The sequence below is a fragment of the Flavobacterium aquidurense genome (assembly GCF_001404985.1).
Lineage (GTDB): Bacteria > Bacteroidota > Bacteroidia > Flavobacteriales > Flavobacteriaceae > Flavobacterium > Flavobacterium aquidurense_B.
In genome coordinates, this window is sequence record NZ_JRLF01000006.1 from 404,921 (window position 1) to 420,235 (window position 15,315).

Below are 15,315 nucleotides of genomic sequence, written 5' to 3' on the forward strand. Positions count from 1 at the left end.
AATCCTACACCAACGTACACCTAGCTATGAAAAAAATAAAACATATCGATAAAACACCAGACGATAAGTTGCTCATTGCCCTTCCTGTTATAACAAATGAAAATACAGCTGGCAGTAAAAGCAAAAAAAAGAATCCTGACGAGGAATCTATCCTGAGTGATGCGGAGTTTTTAAAAATTTTACTGAAAGTTAAAAATGGTAATTTCTCCCAGCGTTTTCCTACCGATCAAAACGGAATAAAAAGGTCGATCTGCGATACTTTAAATGAAATTATTGACCTGAACGAAAGGATGGTTTTTGAATTTCAGAAAGTAGGAAAAAGTATTGGTAAACAAGGAAAACTAACCAATCGTGTAGTGCTGGATGGTGCACGTGGTTCATGGAGTTCGTGTGTTGATTCTGTCAATACACTGATTTCTGATCTGGTTCATCCAACGATTGAAATAGCACACGTAATCACCTCAGTAGCAAAAGGAAACCTATCCCAGGAAATGCCTTTATCTATTGAGGGAAATCCGCTTCAGGGAGAATTTTTAAGAATTGCCAAAGAGGTAAACGGAATGGTGAAACAGCTGAACCTTTTCTCGATGGAAGTAACCCGTGTGGCACGTGAGGTAGGTACAGAAGGTAAATTGGGAGGTCAGGCAAAAGTGCGTGGTGTGGGCGGTGTATGGAAAGATTTGACCGACTCTGTAAATAAAATGGCCAGTAACCTTACCGGTCAGGTACGTAATATTGCCGATGTAACTACTGCGGTGGCAAAAGGAGATTTATCTAAAAAAATTACCGTTGACGTAAAAGGAGAAATCCTGGAACTAAAAAACACCATCAATACGATGGTAGATCAGCTGAACTCCTTTTCTTCTGAGGTGACGCGTGTGGCGCGTGAGGTTGGTACCGAAGGAAAACTGGGCGGTCAGGCACAAGTAAAAGGTGTTGGAGGAACCTGGAAAGATTTAACCGATTCTGTAAACCAGATGGCATCGAACTTAACCGGACAGGTACGTAATATTGCCGATGTAACAACTGCGGTAGCAAAAGGAGATCTTTCGAAAAAAATTACCGTTGACGTAAAAGGGGAAATCCTGGAACTTAAAGATACGATTAACACGATGGTAGATCAGCTGAATTCCTTCTCTTCTGAGGTAACACGTGTATCACGTGAAGTAGGTTCTGAAGGAAAACTGGGAGGTCAGGCAAAAGTACGAGGTGTGGGTGGAGTTTGGAAAGATTTGACCGATTCGGTGAATCAGATGGCGTCTAACTTAACGGGGCAGGTACGTAATATTGCCGAGGTAACCACAGCGGTAGCTAAAGGAGATTTATCTAAAAAAATTACAGTAAACGTTGAAGGAGAGATCCTGGAACTAAAAAATACCATCAATACCATGGTGGATCAGCTGAACTCATTCGGTTCTGAGGTAACTCGTGTGGCGCGTGAGGTAGGTTCTGAAGGAAAACTGGGTGGTCAGGCCAAAGTAAAAGGTGTTGGTGGAACCTGGAAAGATTTAACCGATTCGGTGAATCAGATGGCATCGAACTTAACCGGTCAGGTGCGTAATATTGCCGAGGTAACCACAGCGGTAGCAAACGGGGATTTATCAAAAAAAATTACCGCTGTAGCCGAAGGGGAAATTCTGGAATTGAAGAAAACCATCAATACGATGGTAGATCAGCTGAACTCCTTCTCGTCTGAGGTGACGCGTGTGGCTCTTGAAGTAGGAACCGAAGGAAAACTGGGCGGTCAGGCAAAAGTAAAAGGTGTTGGAGGAACCTGGAAAGATTTGACCGATTCTGTGAATCAGATGGCATCGAACTTAACCGGACAGGTGCGTAATATTGCCGAGGTAACAACAGCGGTAGCAAAAGGAGATTTATCACGTCAGATTACCGTTGATACCAAAGGAGAAATTTTAGAGCTTAAAAATACCATTAATACCATGGTGGGTCAGCTGAATTCGTTTGCCTCTGAGGTAACCCGTGTGGCGCGTGAAGTTGGTACGGAAGGAAAACTGGGCGGGCAAGCGCAGGTTGAAGGTGTTGGCGGAACCTGGAAAGATTTAACAGATTCCGTAAATCAGATGGCTTCTAACCTTACCGGACAGGTACGTAATATTGCCGAAGTAACCACAGCGGTGGCAAAAGGAGATTTATCGCTCCAGATTACTGTTGACGTAAAAGGAGAAATCTTAGAGCTTAAAAATACGATTAATACCATGGTGGATCAGCTTCGGGGTTTTGCCTCAGAAGTAACAAGGGTTTCACGAGAAGTAGGAACCGAAGGAAAACTGGGCGGACAAGCAAACGTTCCGGGAGTTGCAGGAACCTGGAAAGATTTAACCGATTCCGTGAACCAAATGGCAGGAAATCTTACTGCTCAGGTACGTAATATTGCCGATGTGGCGATTGCGGTTGCCAACGGAGATATGTCCCGAAAAATTACGGTTGACGTACGCGGAGAAATTCTTCAGTTAAAAGAGACCCTGAATACAATGGTAGATCAGCTTCGTGAGTTCGCCTCTGAAGTAACTCGTGTGGCGCGTGAGGTGGGTACCGAAGGAAAACTGGGCGGACAGGCAAATGTTCCCGGAGTTGCAGGAACCTGGAAGGATTTAACAGATTCCGTGAACCAAATGGCGGGTAACCTAACCACGCAGGTACGTAATATTGCCGAGGTAACCATTGCCGTGGCAAATGGGGATATGTCGAAAAAAATTACTGCCGACGTTCGTGGAGAGATTCTGCAATTGAAAGAAACCGTAAATACAATGGTGGATCAACTTCGTGCATTCGCCTCTGAGGTAACTCGTGTGGCGCGTGAGGTTGGAACCGACGGAAAATTGGGCGGTCAGGCATTCGTACCTGGAGTTGCCGGAACCTGGAAAGATTTGACCGATTCCGTTAACCAGATGGCATCGAACTTAACGGGGCAGGTTCGTAATATTGCCGATGTAACAAAAGCGGTTGCAAATGGTGACCTTTCGAAACAAATTACCGTTGACGTAAAAGGAGAAATCCTGGATCTGAAAAATACGTTTAATACAATGGTAGAACAGCTGAACTCCTTTGCATCTGAGGTAACCCGTGTGGCACGTGAGGTAGGTACAGAAGGAAAACTGGGCGGACAATCTCAGGTAAAAGGTGTTGCGGGAACCTGGAAAGATTTAACGGATTCGGTAAACGTAATGGCCTCGAATTTAACGGGTCAGGTTCGTGGAATCGCAAAAGTAGTAACCTCTGTAGCAAAAGGAAACCTGAAACAAAAATTATCTATTGATGCCAAAGGCGAAGTTGCACAACTAACCGATACGATCAACGAAATGATCGATACGCTGGCCACATTCTCTGATCAGGTAACTACGGTGGCACGTGAGGTGGGCGCCGAAGGAAAACTGGGCGGACAGGCAAATGTACCGGGAGCTTCAGGAACCTGGAAAAACCTAACCGAAAACGTAAACCAGCTGGCGGCAAATCTTACCACTCAGGTACGTGCGATTTCTGAGGTTGCATCTGCGGTAACACAGGGAGATTTAACCCGAACAATTGGTGTTGAAGCAAAAGGTGAAGTTGAAGCTCTTAAAGATACTATCAATCAGATGATTTATAATCTTAAGGCAACTACTTTACGTAATCAGGAACAAGACTGGCTGAAATCGAATTTAGCTAAATTTACCCAGATGCTTCAGGGACAAAAAGAGCTTAATGCTGTTACAAAAAAGATCTTGTCAGAACTTGCTGCCGTTGTTACTGCGCAACACGGGCTTTTCTATATATTGGAAGAAGGCGAACAATTTATGGATTCTAAACTGAATCTTATTGCTTCGTATGCTTACATCAAAAGAAAAAATTCCCCTACCTCCTACGCTATGGGCGAAGGACTTATTGGTCAGGTAGCAGTCGAAAAGGAACGAATTATTTTAAGTAATGTTCCAAAAGATTACATCAGGATCAATTCAGGATTAGGAGATGCAAAACCAAAAGATGTTATTATCCTGCCGGTTCTTTTTGAAGGACAGCTTAAAGCAGTTATTGAACTGGCTTCGCTTGATACCTTTAGCCAGACGCATTTAGATTTTCTTGAAGGACTAACAGAGAGTATCGGTATTGTATTGAATACGATTGAGTCAAATTCAAGAACCGAAGAATTATTAGTGCAATCCCAATCTTTGGCAAGCGAGCTGAAAAGTCAGCAGGAAGTACTGAAAAATACGAATGAGGAGCTGGAAGAAAAAGCTATTTTATTGGCGAATCAAAAAGAAGAAGTAGAACTTAAAAACCAGGAAGTTGAGGTGGCACGTAAAGCGCTGGAAGAAAAAGCAGATCAGCTTACGCTTACTTCAAAATATAAATCGGAGTTCCTTGCCAATATGTCGCATGAGTTAAGAACACCGCTAAACAGTTTACAGATTTTAGCTAATGAACTGATTGCGAACAGAGATGGGAATTTATCCGAAAAACAAATTCAGTTCGCGATCACGATAAACTCTTGCGGAGATGACCTTATCCAGTTAATCAATGATATTCTGGATCTTTCTAAAATTGAGTCCGGATATATTTCTGTCGATTATAATCCGATTAGTTTTGCTGAAATCAGCCGATTTGTAGAATCTACCTTCAACCCTATTTCTCAGGCAAAACACCTTCATTTTGAAATCAATATGGATAGAAACCTGCCAGAGGTTATGGAAACCGATTCGCAAAGGCTAAATCAGATTCTGAAAAACCTTTTATCCAACTCTTTCAAGTTTACAGAAAAAGGAGAAGTTAAACTGAATATTTACAAAGCCAATAATACCTGGAAAACCAAAAACATCAGTCTGGACAATGCAGAAGCAGTTGTAGCGTTTGAAATTTCGGATACAGGAATTGGAATTTCCAAAGAAAAACAAAACATTATTTTTGAAGCATTCCAACAAGCAGAAGGTTCTACCAGCCGTAAATATGGAGGAACAGGTCTTGGATTATCCATCAGCCGCGGTCTTTCGGATTTATTAGGAGGAAGCATCGAGCTGGAAAGCGATACCAATATAGGAAGTAAATTCACCCTATATCTTCCTTTAAAATTTGCTCATATTCCGGAATTAGAAGATATTACAGTCAATGAAGAAACCAATGTAATCCATGCCGGAAAAAGCCGTTTAAAATCACTTCCTTCTGCGAGTTTCAATACATCAGATATCGATTTATATTTTGTAGATGAAGTTGGCGATGACCGAACTGATATTAAACCTGACGATAAAATTCTTTTAATTGCCGAAGATAATGTAACTTTTGCCAAAGTATTGCTTGAAAGAGCCCATCAGCATGGCATAAAAGCAATTGTAACGACTAAAGGAAATGATGTCATTGACTTTATCAATCAGTTTCAGCCACATGCCATAACAATGGATCTTAACATGCCTGATACCAGCGGATGGAAAATTCTGGACCGATTAAAAACTGATTTTACCCTGCGCCACATTCCTGTTTATATAATTTCAGGAGAAGATGAAAGAAACAAAGGATTGAAACGCGGTGCCAGAAATTTCATGCTTAAACCTGTAAAAAATGAAGTCCTGACTTCGCTGTTTAATGACATTCATAATTTTAAAAACAAGAAAGAAAAAAATCTTCTGATTGTTGATGATAATGAAAGTGAACTACAACGTATTGTAGAGTCTGTTTCAGGTAATGATATTTCGATTTTTACAGCCCTGACAGCAAAAGATGCGGTGGTATTAATTGCTGAAAAATCGTTTGATTGTATTATTTTAGATCTGGCATTGCCTGATGCTGACGGACTTGATCTTATTAGCGATCTGGAAAATAATATTGCAGGACAGGAAACCGCTATCATTATACATTCTGCGGGAGATGTAAATAAAAAACAGCGCAGTAAATTAAGCAGGTTTGCACACAATATTATTACGAAAAGCGCAGTTTCTATTGACGAATTAGTAGACCAGACGGCGCTGTTTATGCATCGTGTACATAAGGATCTTCCTGAAAGTATGCGAGAAAGAATTGAAAAGTATTACCTGAAAGAAGATGTGCTGATCAACAAAAAAGTATTGCTGGTGGATGATGATGTTCGAAATTTATTTGCTTTAACCACAGCACTTGAACGTTTTGGACTGGATGTAATAAGCGCCGAATCCGGACATGAAGCTATTGATATTCTAAATCAGAACCTGAAAATTGATATTGTCTTGATGGATATCATGATGCCGGAACTCGATGGTTATGAAACAATGAAAATAATTAGAAAAAATATAAAACATAAGGATTTAACGATAATAGCTGTGACCGCCAAGGCTATGAAAGGAGACCGACAACGCTGCATTGAGTCAGGCGCATCAGATTATATTACCAAGCCTGTAAATGTTGAACAATTATCCTCTTTGATGAGAGTATGGTTAAAATAATTATTTTTAATACTAAGCCCCATGGAAGAACACGCTGTTAAAATACTAATCGTTGATGACAAAAAAGAAAACCTACTTTCTTTACAAGTTATCCTTGCTGATAAAGGCTATGAATTTGTTGAGGCAACATCCGGTAAAGATGCCTTACGAATTTTACTTAAAAATCAGGATTTTGCTATCATTTTGATGGATGTACAAATGCCTCTTATGGATGGATTTGAAACGGCAGAACTCATTCGCCAGAGCGATAAGCTAAAAGATGTACCCATTATTTTTTTGACAGCCAATATGAATACTACAGATTACATCTTTAAAGGCTATCAGTCCGGTGCTGTAGATTATATGATTAAACCGTTGTCACGTGAAATACTTCAGGCAAAAGTAGCCGTGTTTACGGAGCTGTATAAAAAAAACAGGGAATTGCGATTCAAGGAAGAAGAAACAAGAACGCTAAATTCTAAGATTACAAAGGCTAATGAAGAATTGGCAGCACAATATCAGGCAATTGAAAAATATGCCACAGAGCTTAAAAAGAAAAACATTGAACTCGATGCTTTTACTCATATTTCAAGTCACGATCTTCAGGAACCTTTGCGAAAAATACAAACCTTTACTAATATTATACTCGCAAATGAATATCCAAACCTGAGTGCTGAGGGCAAGAGCAAATTTGAAAGGATATTATATTCTACCAATCGAATGCGGGATTTAATCAACGATTTGCTGGTTTTTTCACGTACGAATATTGCTGATCGGGTTTTTGAAATTACAGATTTAAATAAATTAGTCGAAGACCTGAAAGAAACCATGCAGGAGAATATCTCAGAAAAAGGAGCCGCGATTATTACAGATCTTCATGGATCTGCTAAAATTATTCCGTTCTTGTTTGTGCAGCTTCTGGAGAATTTACTCAATAATGCACTCAAGTTCTCCCAAAAGGAAATTCCGATTGAAATTCAAATTAAAAGCTGCATTAAAAAAGGCGAAGAACTTCAACATGGCGAGTTGGCCTTATCTGAAAACTATTGCCATATCGTTTTTCAGGATAACGGAATAGGGTTTGAACCGGAACATAGTGAGAAAATTTTTGGTGTTTTTCAAAGACTTCATAGCAGAGATGTCTATGATGGAACAGGAATTGGCCTGGCGATTGTAAAGAAAATTGTCGAAAATCACAATGGCATAATTACAGCAACAGCATTCCCTATGAAAGGCGCTACATTTAATATCTATTTGCCGCAATAATCAGTAAACAATAAAAATTAAGGGACAGAAAAACTGTCCCTTTTTATATGAAGTAAAATGTTGCAATTCTTCCTTTCGAATATTAAAATTATCTCAAAAAACATCAGATTTACAAGCCCTTCCTTACTGGCAGCGTAACTGTAAACATTGTTCCTTTTGCAACAATTGATTGAACATCTATCGAGCCGCTATGTAAACTAACAATCTGTTTTACAACTGATAAACCAACACCATATCCTATTTCGTGATTTTTATTTTTTCCTCTGTAAAACAAATTATAGATTTTTCCGAGATCTTCCTCAGGAATACCAATTCCGTTATCAGAGAACGTCAGTATAATACTTTCAGCAGAAGCATTTATGTCTACATGACAAGAATGATCTGTTGAATATTTGCAGGCATTTTCCATAATATTAGAAAAAGCAATTTGCAGCAGATAAGGATTTCCGTTATAATTATAGAAATTTGCATCGCTGTCTTCTAAGTTGGTGTAGCTTATACCTATTTTATATTTTACCTCTTTTTTATTTAACAAATTTAGTTTGGCGTCAACAAGAACTTCATCGATTCTAATCTCAGACATTTTTATTTGTGATATGTCATAATTAGCACGGGCAAAGTCAAGAAGTGCAGTCGAAAGCTGAGAAACATGATTTGCTTCTTCCAGAGCATTATCTAATGACACTTTATAATCATCAATAGTTTGATTTAGTTCTTTGCCTAATTCAATTTCCGCAATTAAAATCGAAAGCGGTGTACGAAACTCATGCGAGATCGTCGTTACAAAATTGCGATGGTTATTGAAGGATTTCTCTAACCGGTTAAAAGTATCGTTAAAAGTCTCTGTAAGCTCATAAAGTTCATCTTTTGCTTTCGGGACTATTATGCGCCTATTAAGATTGTGTTCTGATATATCCCTGATTTGAAAAATAATATCCTTTAATGGTTTTAAGGTATAATAGGAAAATCCAAAACCAATAATAAAGATCAATACTATAGAAATAAAATACACATAAACTACATTCTCTTTAAAGGCATTAATATGATTTAGCCCGGTTATATCTATTGCCCTTCCTACTATATAAAATTCTTTATTATGGTCTGTATATAAAATACCGCGATATTGGTATTTATCATCTGACCAGTTTAGGTATTTATTCTTTTTTATGGACTGTAATATTTTTTTATTGCCAAGCGGTGGTATATTATCAGAAAAATAAAGATTAAAATTACTGTCATAAACACTTATATCTGCTTCGTTAAGTACTTTTTTGTTTTTTGTGTGAAGAAATTTTATAAGATTTTTATTGATCTGTGCATCAAATATAAACTCGGCACGCCAGGTTATTTTATAATCCAGACGATCAAAAAATTCATCTTTTCTATTTTTTTCTGACACAAAATATACGCTGTAGGCAAAAACAAAAAGAATAAAAGCAGTTAAAATGGCATAAGTAAGGGCTGTTCTGGTTACTAATTTCATATTTTATTGCTTAAAATAAATCCCATTCCCACTTTTGTATGAATTAGTTTCTGCTCAAAACCTTTGTCTATCTTTTTTCTCAGATATGCGATATATACATCAATATAATTGGTTCCTGTATCAAAATTATTTCCCCAAACATTATCAGCTATTTCGTCACGGGTAAGAAGCCTTTCCGGGTTTAGCATCATAAAATGCAGCAGGTTAAATTCTTTTGGAGTCAGGTTAATCGTCACGCCTTCTCTATAGATAACTTTGGTACGTTTATCCATAACAAGATCATTATATATAAGTTGAGAACTCTCTTCTAAAGTATTAGTTGTATCATTTTTGCGCTGCAGCAAAGCCTTAACTCTTGCGTAAAGTTCCCTTATTTCAAAAGGTTTTACAAGATAATCATCTGCACCGGCATCAAATCCTTCAATCTTTTCGTCGATGGTTCCCAGTGCCGTCAGCATAATGATTGGGATTTTTTTTCCCGAATGGCGGATTTTTTTACAGAATGTAATTCCATCCATTCCTCCCAGCATAATATCAGTGATAATCAATTCAAAATCAATTTTGTCTAAAAGTATCAGTCCTTCCTCAGCTTCTTCAGCAATATAAACCTGATAACCCTGACTTTCCAGTCCTCGTTTAAGCAGCGCAGAAACCCGGCTGTTATCTTCTACTATCAATATCTTCATTTATATGTGTTGCTTTTAAAATCGGAATCAAATTTACGATAATATTTTCTTTAACAAAAAGGCTACTGTTTACACACTCCTTTTCCCAGGACTTAAAAATTACTGATTATCAAATATTTAGAACTGAAACAATCTATTTTCTAATAACATTCTATAGCCTTTCTAATAGTTTTCTAATACCCCAAAGACGATGCTGAATCTACCTTTGTAGTGTCAAAAACAAGTAGTGATCACTACCAAACAGAATATAAATTTTAACTAAAAATGAAAACAGGTTATTTAAAAATTGGAATATGTTTTTCTCTGCTTACAGGGTTATTTAATACTATAAATGCACAAAAGAAGAACGATTTTGGAAACCCAACACTTACACATTATCTAAACGATGAAAAAACACGTTCGATCTCTTTTAGCGGTTATACCGAGATATGGGCACGTTATGTGGAACTTAATCCGGGAAGTCTTGTAAATGGCGAACAAGTAAACAGTATATCTGATTTATCATTGCGCAGGGTAAGGGTAAAAATGGCGTACCAGCCTACTGAGAAATTTACTTTTATATTACAGGGAGGTTTAACTAATGTAAATGTAGCCACTAAAACATCACCAACATTTGAACTTCTGGATGCTTATGCTGAATACAAATTCAATGATGTTATTGCTGCCGGTGCAGGTCGATCTACCTGGAAAGGATTATCACGATTTACAACAGGGCCATTGAACACTTTATTATACGATTTTCCCTCTTATGCTACCGGAAACGCAGGTATATCTGATGAAACCGTGAGAGAGTTTAGCGTATATGCAAAAGGACAAATAGGCAAATTTGATTACCGTTTGGTCATTGCAGATCCGTACACAAATGTAAGCTCAGATCCGCAATATAACACGGCTACTTTCAGTAAAACGCATCCTAATAAAGATTATTCAGGATATTTTAAATATGAATTTTTTGATACAGAAAATAATTCTACCCCTTTTCATTCCGGAACCTATAACGGAAAAAAGAAAGTGCTTGCATTAGGCGCCGGATTCGAATACATACACAATGAGCTGTGGCATCTGGATGAAATGAAAAACACCATAAATGATGATGAAAAAAGTTTTGCTGTTGATCTTTTCTACGATACCCCCATAAACAAAGAACGCGGTACCTCTTTTAGTGCGTATGCCATGGCAATGAATAATAATTATGGGCCTAATTATACCCGTTATTCTGGTGTAAGCAATCCTGCAAGCGGTGTAAATGCAGCCGAGAGCAGTCTTAACGGTGCCGGTAATGCATCTCCGGTGATAGGGACTGGTAATACTTATTATGTACAAATTGGGGGTACACTACCCTACTTTAACAAAGATAAAAACAATTTGCAGCTGCAACCTGCGGGAAGCATAATGCTTTCAGATCTTGACGGACTTCATGATAAAGCACTGACTTATGATGCAGGTGTGTCATTACTTATGAATGGTATGTCGTCAAGGCTGACTTTTGATGCTCAAAATCGTCCAATTTATGCATTAAACGATGCCAGTCAAGCTACAGTATCAGACAGAAAATGGCAGTTTGTTTTGAAATACAGAATAGACTTTAATTAAAACTAACGATTATGAAACGAAGAAATTTTATTATTACATCAGCAAGTGCCGGAGCGCTTTCGCTTATTGGAGGAAAAGTATTGGCTAATAACAGCGACATAACAGTACCTCAACCTAAGACAATCTATTTTCATTATTTGTTGTTTTGGCTTAAACCAGAACTTACCTCCACTCAGGTTAAAGAGTTTCAAAACTTTTTTGAAGGGCTTAAAAAATTGCCATATGTAAAAAATGTACGTTATGGCGGGCCCGCAAATTCAACTCCGAGACCTGTAATGGACAATTCTTTTACTTATAATGCGTCAATGGAGTTTGATTCTCTTGAAGATTTAGAAACTTATGGTAAGCTTGACGGACATCTCGCGTTGGTCGCAAAATACAAACCATTTTTTAATAAAATGATGGTTCACGATTCTGTTTACATTCAATAAAAATTATTACTTTTAAATTACTATCAAAATGAAAAATTTATTAAAAGGATTTATCCTATCTGTAGTCCTTATGACAGCAAACAGCAATACTGCTCAAAATCACAAAAATGTATCAGTGAAACCATTGGAAGAAGCTGCTGAGATTCCTGCTTACCGCCTTATTAATAATCCTGATGGCACGAGTTCATTCGAGAAAGGTTCTATCCCGTCTTTAAAGCACATGAATACTGCTTCGTTCTGGTACAGCAATAAAACAGAAGAATGGGAAAAAAATGCACATCCTGCACCCAGAAAGCAATATGTAATTACGGTAAAAGGCAAAATTAGATTTAAAGTATCTGATGGCAGTACTTTTATAATAGAACCGGGTGTTATTTTACTTGCAGAAGATCTAAAAGGTAAAGGTCACAGCTGGGATATGGTTGATACAGATGTTTGGGAACGTTTATATATTCCTATTACAGATAATTCAGACGATCTTTTTGAGCCTGAATCAAAATAGTTTTAAATGTCTTGTAGATTCACTAAACTAAAATCCCCTTATAATAAAGGGGATTTTTTTATGTCTTTTTAAGATCATTCTACTAATTAAAGTTATGTATTAAACTCTTCAATTTACTTTTATAAAGCAGTAATTATAAACTCACTTCGCCTGTTTACCTGATGTTGTTCTTCGGTACAATTTACGCCGTCAAAACAACCATTTAAGAGTTGGGTTTCTCCATATCCCCTGCCCGTTAGTCTACTGGAATCTATTCCGTTTTTAATGAGCCATTTTACAGTCGACTGCGCTCTTCGATCTGATAAGGCTTCGTTGTAATACCGTGTCTGGCGACTGTCTGTATGTGAACGTATATCGAGCTTCATTGTTGGATTTTCAAGAAGGGCATTTAGTATTTTTTCTAAATCAACGGCGGCTTCCGGACGAATATCGGATTTATCCAAATCAAAATAAATCATTTTAATACCAAAACATTTCCCCAGATCATCACCAACAGCTACTTTGCATTTGGCATTATCCAGCGTAATTGGCAAGCTGGTTTTTCCGCTTAGTTTTAAAATAGTGACATTTACTTCTTTCGTGGTATATTCTTTTTTCTCTGCTCTTACATTGTATGTTTTGCCACAAGAAACTGCAAAGTTATAAGAGCCGGAAAGATCTGAAAAGGTTGAGTTTATGAAGGCTTCATTTTCATAAAGCGACAATTTTGTTTCGGGCAATATACTTCCCGTTTCTGAATCTGTAATAATGCCATTCAATTCCTGGATACATTGGAGTTTTTTGGTTTCTAAAAACTTATAAATATCATCAGATCCTTGTCCTCCGTCTTTGTTTGAACTAAAATACCCTTTTCGGGTAACGGGATCGATTATATAAGCAAAATCATCTTTAGGAGAATTAACATCTGCTCCAACGTTCTGAATGTCAGTTACAGCTCCGTTACTTTGTATTTTACCCACAAAAACATCCAGTCCGCCAAGTCCGGGATGACCGTCTGAAGCAAAATAAATTTCATTTTCATTGGTAACATACGGAAAAGTTTCCCTGCCTTCTGTATTAATTGGTTTTCCCAGATTTACAGGTTGTCCAAAACTTCCGTCAGCATGTACCTCAACTCTGTAAATATCAGACTGGCCTATTGTACCGGGACGATCAGAGGCAAAATACAATGTCTTTTCATCCGGACTAAGCGCAGGATGTGCGGTACTATAATTATCACTATTAAAAGAAAGTGCCGTAATATTTGTCCATTTTCCATTTTCTAAACTCGCCTTATAAATTTTTACTAAAGTAATTTTATGTTCATCTTGCCCTTTTTTGCCTTTTAAATAATTGTTTCTGGTAAAATAAACTGTTTTACCGTCTCTTGTAAAGGCTGGCGCCGATTCATGGAATTTAGAGTTTAAAGCTGTTTTAAACTTTTCTACTTTGACAGAATCAGTATTTGAAACATAGAGGTTGGTAAAATATTCTCCACTCCAGGTATGTATCCTTTTAGAAAAATTTCCGGTGTCCCTTGCAGAGGCAAAATATATTTTATTGTTATACACGAAGCTGCTATAATCTGAATATTTAGAATTAATGCCTGCATCTTCTATTTTATAACGTCCTGAATTAGATTTTATAAGATCTTGATAATTAACATTTTCCTTATAAAGCAAACCTCTGTTGTCCTGATTAAATTTGGTATTTAACTCCTTCATAAGTTTATTAGCCTTATCAATTTGTCCTGCTGATTTTAAAGACTGGGCATATCGGTAATAATATTCAGATCCAACTGCAGTATTCATCGCAAATAATTCTCCGTACCACCTTGCAGCCGCTTCATAATCTGAATTAAAATAGTACGAATTGCCCAGCTTTTTGAACATATCTTCAGATTTATACCCTTTCTCAGCCACTTTTTCATATATTTTAATAGCATCTACATAAGCATATTTGTTATAGCTCTTATCTGCATCACTAATTTTGCTTTGCTGAGCATAACTATTGAATGAAAAAATGCTTAAAATTGTCAGGTATAAAGCGCTGTAACTTTTCATAATTATTGATTTTAAAAGAAACGCGGAGTGCTCATTTTACTCATACTTTTAATAAATTCATAACGCAGGAATATTTCGTGTGATCCTGAATTATAATTATTAAGATGTGTGGTTTCTCGATCGTAGCCATATCCCAGATAAAGACCTTCGGTTATTTGAAATCCTGCCATGGCGCTCAAAGAGGCACTCCATCTATAAGCCACGCCCAGAACAAATTTGTCTATAAACATAAAGTTCGCCGATATATCTACCTGCAACGGGGCGCCTTCTACCATTTTTGCCAGTACGGCAGGTTTGAATTTGTAATACTCATAGCGGTCCAGATTAAATACATAACCTGCCATTAAATAATAATTGATTTTGTCTTTATAAATAGCAATATCATTATCATCATAACGATTGGTTTCGATAAAATTAGGAACAGACAAACCTATATATGCCTTGTCAGAATGCCAATATACTCCGGCTCCCACATTGGGCGAAAATTTATTATCCAGATCCTGAAACTGTGGATCTCCCTGATCTTCGGGATTTAATTTATTAATGTCGAGGTTAAATAAATTCGCCGTTCCTTTTATACCAAATGATAGTTTGAAATTGGCAGATGCCTGCACGGTATACGAAAAATCAACTGAAAAGTTATTTTCATTGGTTGGACCAATTTTATCATTAACAAGCGAAAGCCCAATGCCTAGATTGCTATTATTTATAGGCGTATTGGCAGAGAAACTGCTTGTCTCCGGAGCTCCATCCAGACCAACCCATTGTGTGCGGTATAAACCAAAAATACTTAACGCTCCACGAGAACCTGCATATGCCGGATTAATATTGATAGTGTTATACATATACTGAGTATACTGCGCATCTTGCTGTGCATAACCGCTAATGGTTATGAATATAATGACTGAGGCAAATAATATAGTTCTCAT

9 protein-coding genes are annotated in these 15,315 nt (G+C 37.4%); 5 read left to right on the top strand and 4 right to left on the bottom strand.

Annotated elements, in window-relative coordinates; translation table 11 throughout:
• The first annotated feature begins 26 nt into the window (after positions 1-26).
• Positions 27-6,404: a HAMP domain-containing protein gene (locus RC62_RS03475; protein WP_082421205.1), complete on the top strand. Its 6,378-nt coding sequence runs from the start codon at positions 27-29 to the stop codon at positions 6,402-6,404.
• 21 nt (positions 6,405-6,425) lie between these two features.
• Entirely contained in the window at positions 6,426-7,649 is a 1,224-nt protein-coding gene (locus tag RC62_RS03480; RefSeq protein WP_082421206.1) for a sensor histidine kinase, read from the top strand.
• A 109-nt stretch (positions 7,650-7,758) separates the two neighbouring features.
• On the opposite strand, the gene RC62_RS03485 is transcribed toward RC62_RS03480, so the two are convergent.
• Entirely contained in the window at positions 7,759-9,132 is a 1,374-nt protein-coding gene (locus tag RC62_RS03485; protein WP_055092645.1) for a sensor histidine kinase, read from the bottom strand.
• Positions 9,129-9,818, bottom strand: coding sequence for a response regulator transcription factor (locus RC62_RS03490; protein WP_055092647.1), 690 nt, complete (start codon positions 9,816-9,818; stop codon positions 9,129-9,131). The genes RC62_RS03485 and RC62_RS03490 overlap by 4 nt, the downstream gene beginning before the upstream one ends.
• A gap of 264 nt (positions 9,819-10,082) precedes the next feature.
• On the opposite strand from RC62_RS03490, the gene RC62_RS03495 reads away from it, so the two are divergent.
• The 3 genes from RC62_RS03495 to RC62_RS03505 are packed head-to-tail and all read left to right on the top strand — an operon-like array spanning position 10,083 to position 12,344.
• Positions 10,083-11,411 (top strand): hypothetical protein, encoded by a 1,329-nt coding sequence (locus RC62_RS03495; protein ID WP_055092648.1) that lies wholly within the window; start codon positions 10,083-10,085, stop codon positions 11,409-11,411.
• A gap of 11 nt (positions 11,412-11,422) precedes the next feature.
• On the top strand, positions 11,423-11,842 hold the full coding sequence (locus RC62_RS03500) for a Dabb family protein (RefSeq protein WP_055092650.1): 420 nt from the start codon (positions 11,423-11,425) through the stop codon (positions 11,840-11,842).
• A 28-nt stretch (positions 11,843-11,870) separates the two neighbouring features.
• Positions 11,871-12,344, top strand: coding sequence for a hypothetical protein (locus tag RC62_RS03505; RefSeq protein ID WP_082421207.1), 474 nt, complete (start codon positions 11,871-11,873; stop codon positions 12,342-12,344).
• A gap of 119 nt (positions 12,345-12,463) precedes the next feature.
• Here RC62_RS03505 and RC62_RS03510 read toward each other — a convergent pair whose 3' ends face one another.
• Together RC62_RS03510 and RC62_RS03515 are read right to left on the bottom strand one after the other, a co-directional pair.
• On the bottom strand, positions 12,464-14,386 hold the full coding sequence (locus RC62_RS03510) for an OmpA family protein (protein ID WP_055092652.1): 1,923 nt from the start codon (positions 14,384-14,386) through the stop codon (positions 12,464-12,466).
• A gap of 11 nt (positions 14,387-14,397) precedes the next feature.
• Positions 14,398-15,315 carry a type IX secretion system membrane protein PorP/SprF gene (locus RC62_RS03515; protein WP_055092957.1) on the bottom strand — a complete coding sequence of 306 codons (918 nt, stop codon included), beginning with the start codon at positions 15,313-15,315 and terminating at the stop codon, positions 14,398-14,400.

Bases quoted from the DNA above. Each gene is read 5' to 3' on its own strand.
- RC62_RS03475 (WP_082421205.1), top strand. From the start codon at position 27: ATGAAAAAAATAAAACATATCGATAAAACACCAGACGATAAGTTGCTC.
- RC62_RS03480 (WP_082421206.1), top strand. From the start codon at position 6,426: ATGGAAGAACACGCTGTTAAAATACTAATCGTTGATGACAAAAAAGAA.
- RC62_RS03485 (WP_055092645.1), bottom strand. From the start codon at position 9,132: ATGAAATTAGTAACCAGAACAGCCCTTACTTATGCCATTTTAACTGCT.
- RC62_RS03490 (WP_055092647.1), bottom strand. From the start codon at position 9,818: ATGAAGATATTGATAGTAGAAGATAACAGCCGGGTTTCTGCGCTGCTT.
- RC62_RS03495 (WP_055092648.1), top strand. From the start codon at position 10,083: ATGAAAACAGGTTATTTAAAAATTGGAATATGTTTTTCTCTGCTTACA.
- RC62_RS03500 (WP_055092650.1), top strand. From the start codon at position 11,423: ATGAAACGAAGAAATTTTATTATTACATCAGCAAGTGCCGGAGCGCTT.
- RC62_RS03505 (WP_082421207.1), top strand. From the start codon at position 11,871: ATGAAAAATTTATTAAAAGGATTTATCCTATCTGTAGTCCTTATGACA.
- RC62_RS03510 (WP_055092652.1), bottom strand. From the start codon at position 14,386: ATGAAAAGTTACAGCGCTTTATACCTGACAATTTTAAGCATTTTTTCA.
- RC62_RS03515 (WP_055092957.1), bottom strand. From the start codon at position 15,315: ATGAGAACTATATTATTTGCCTCAGTCATTATATTCATAACCATTAGC.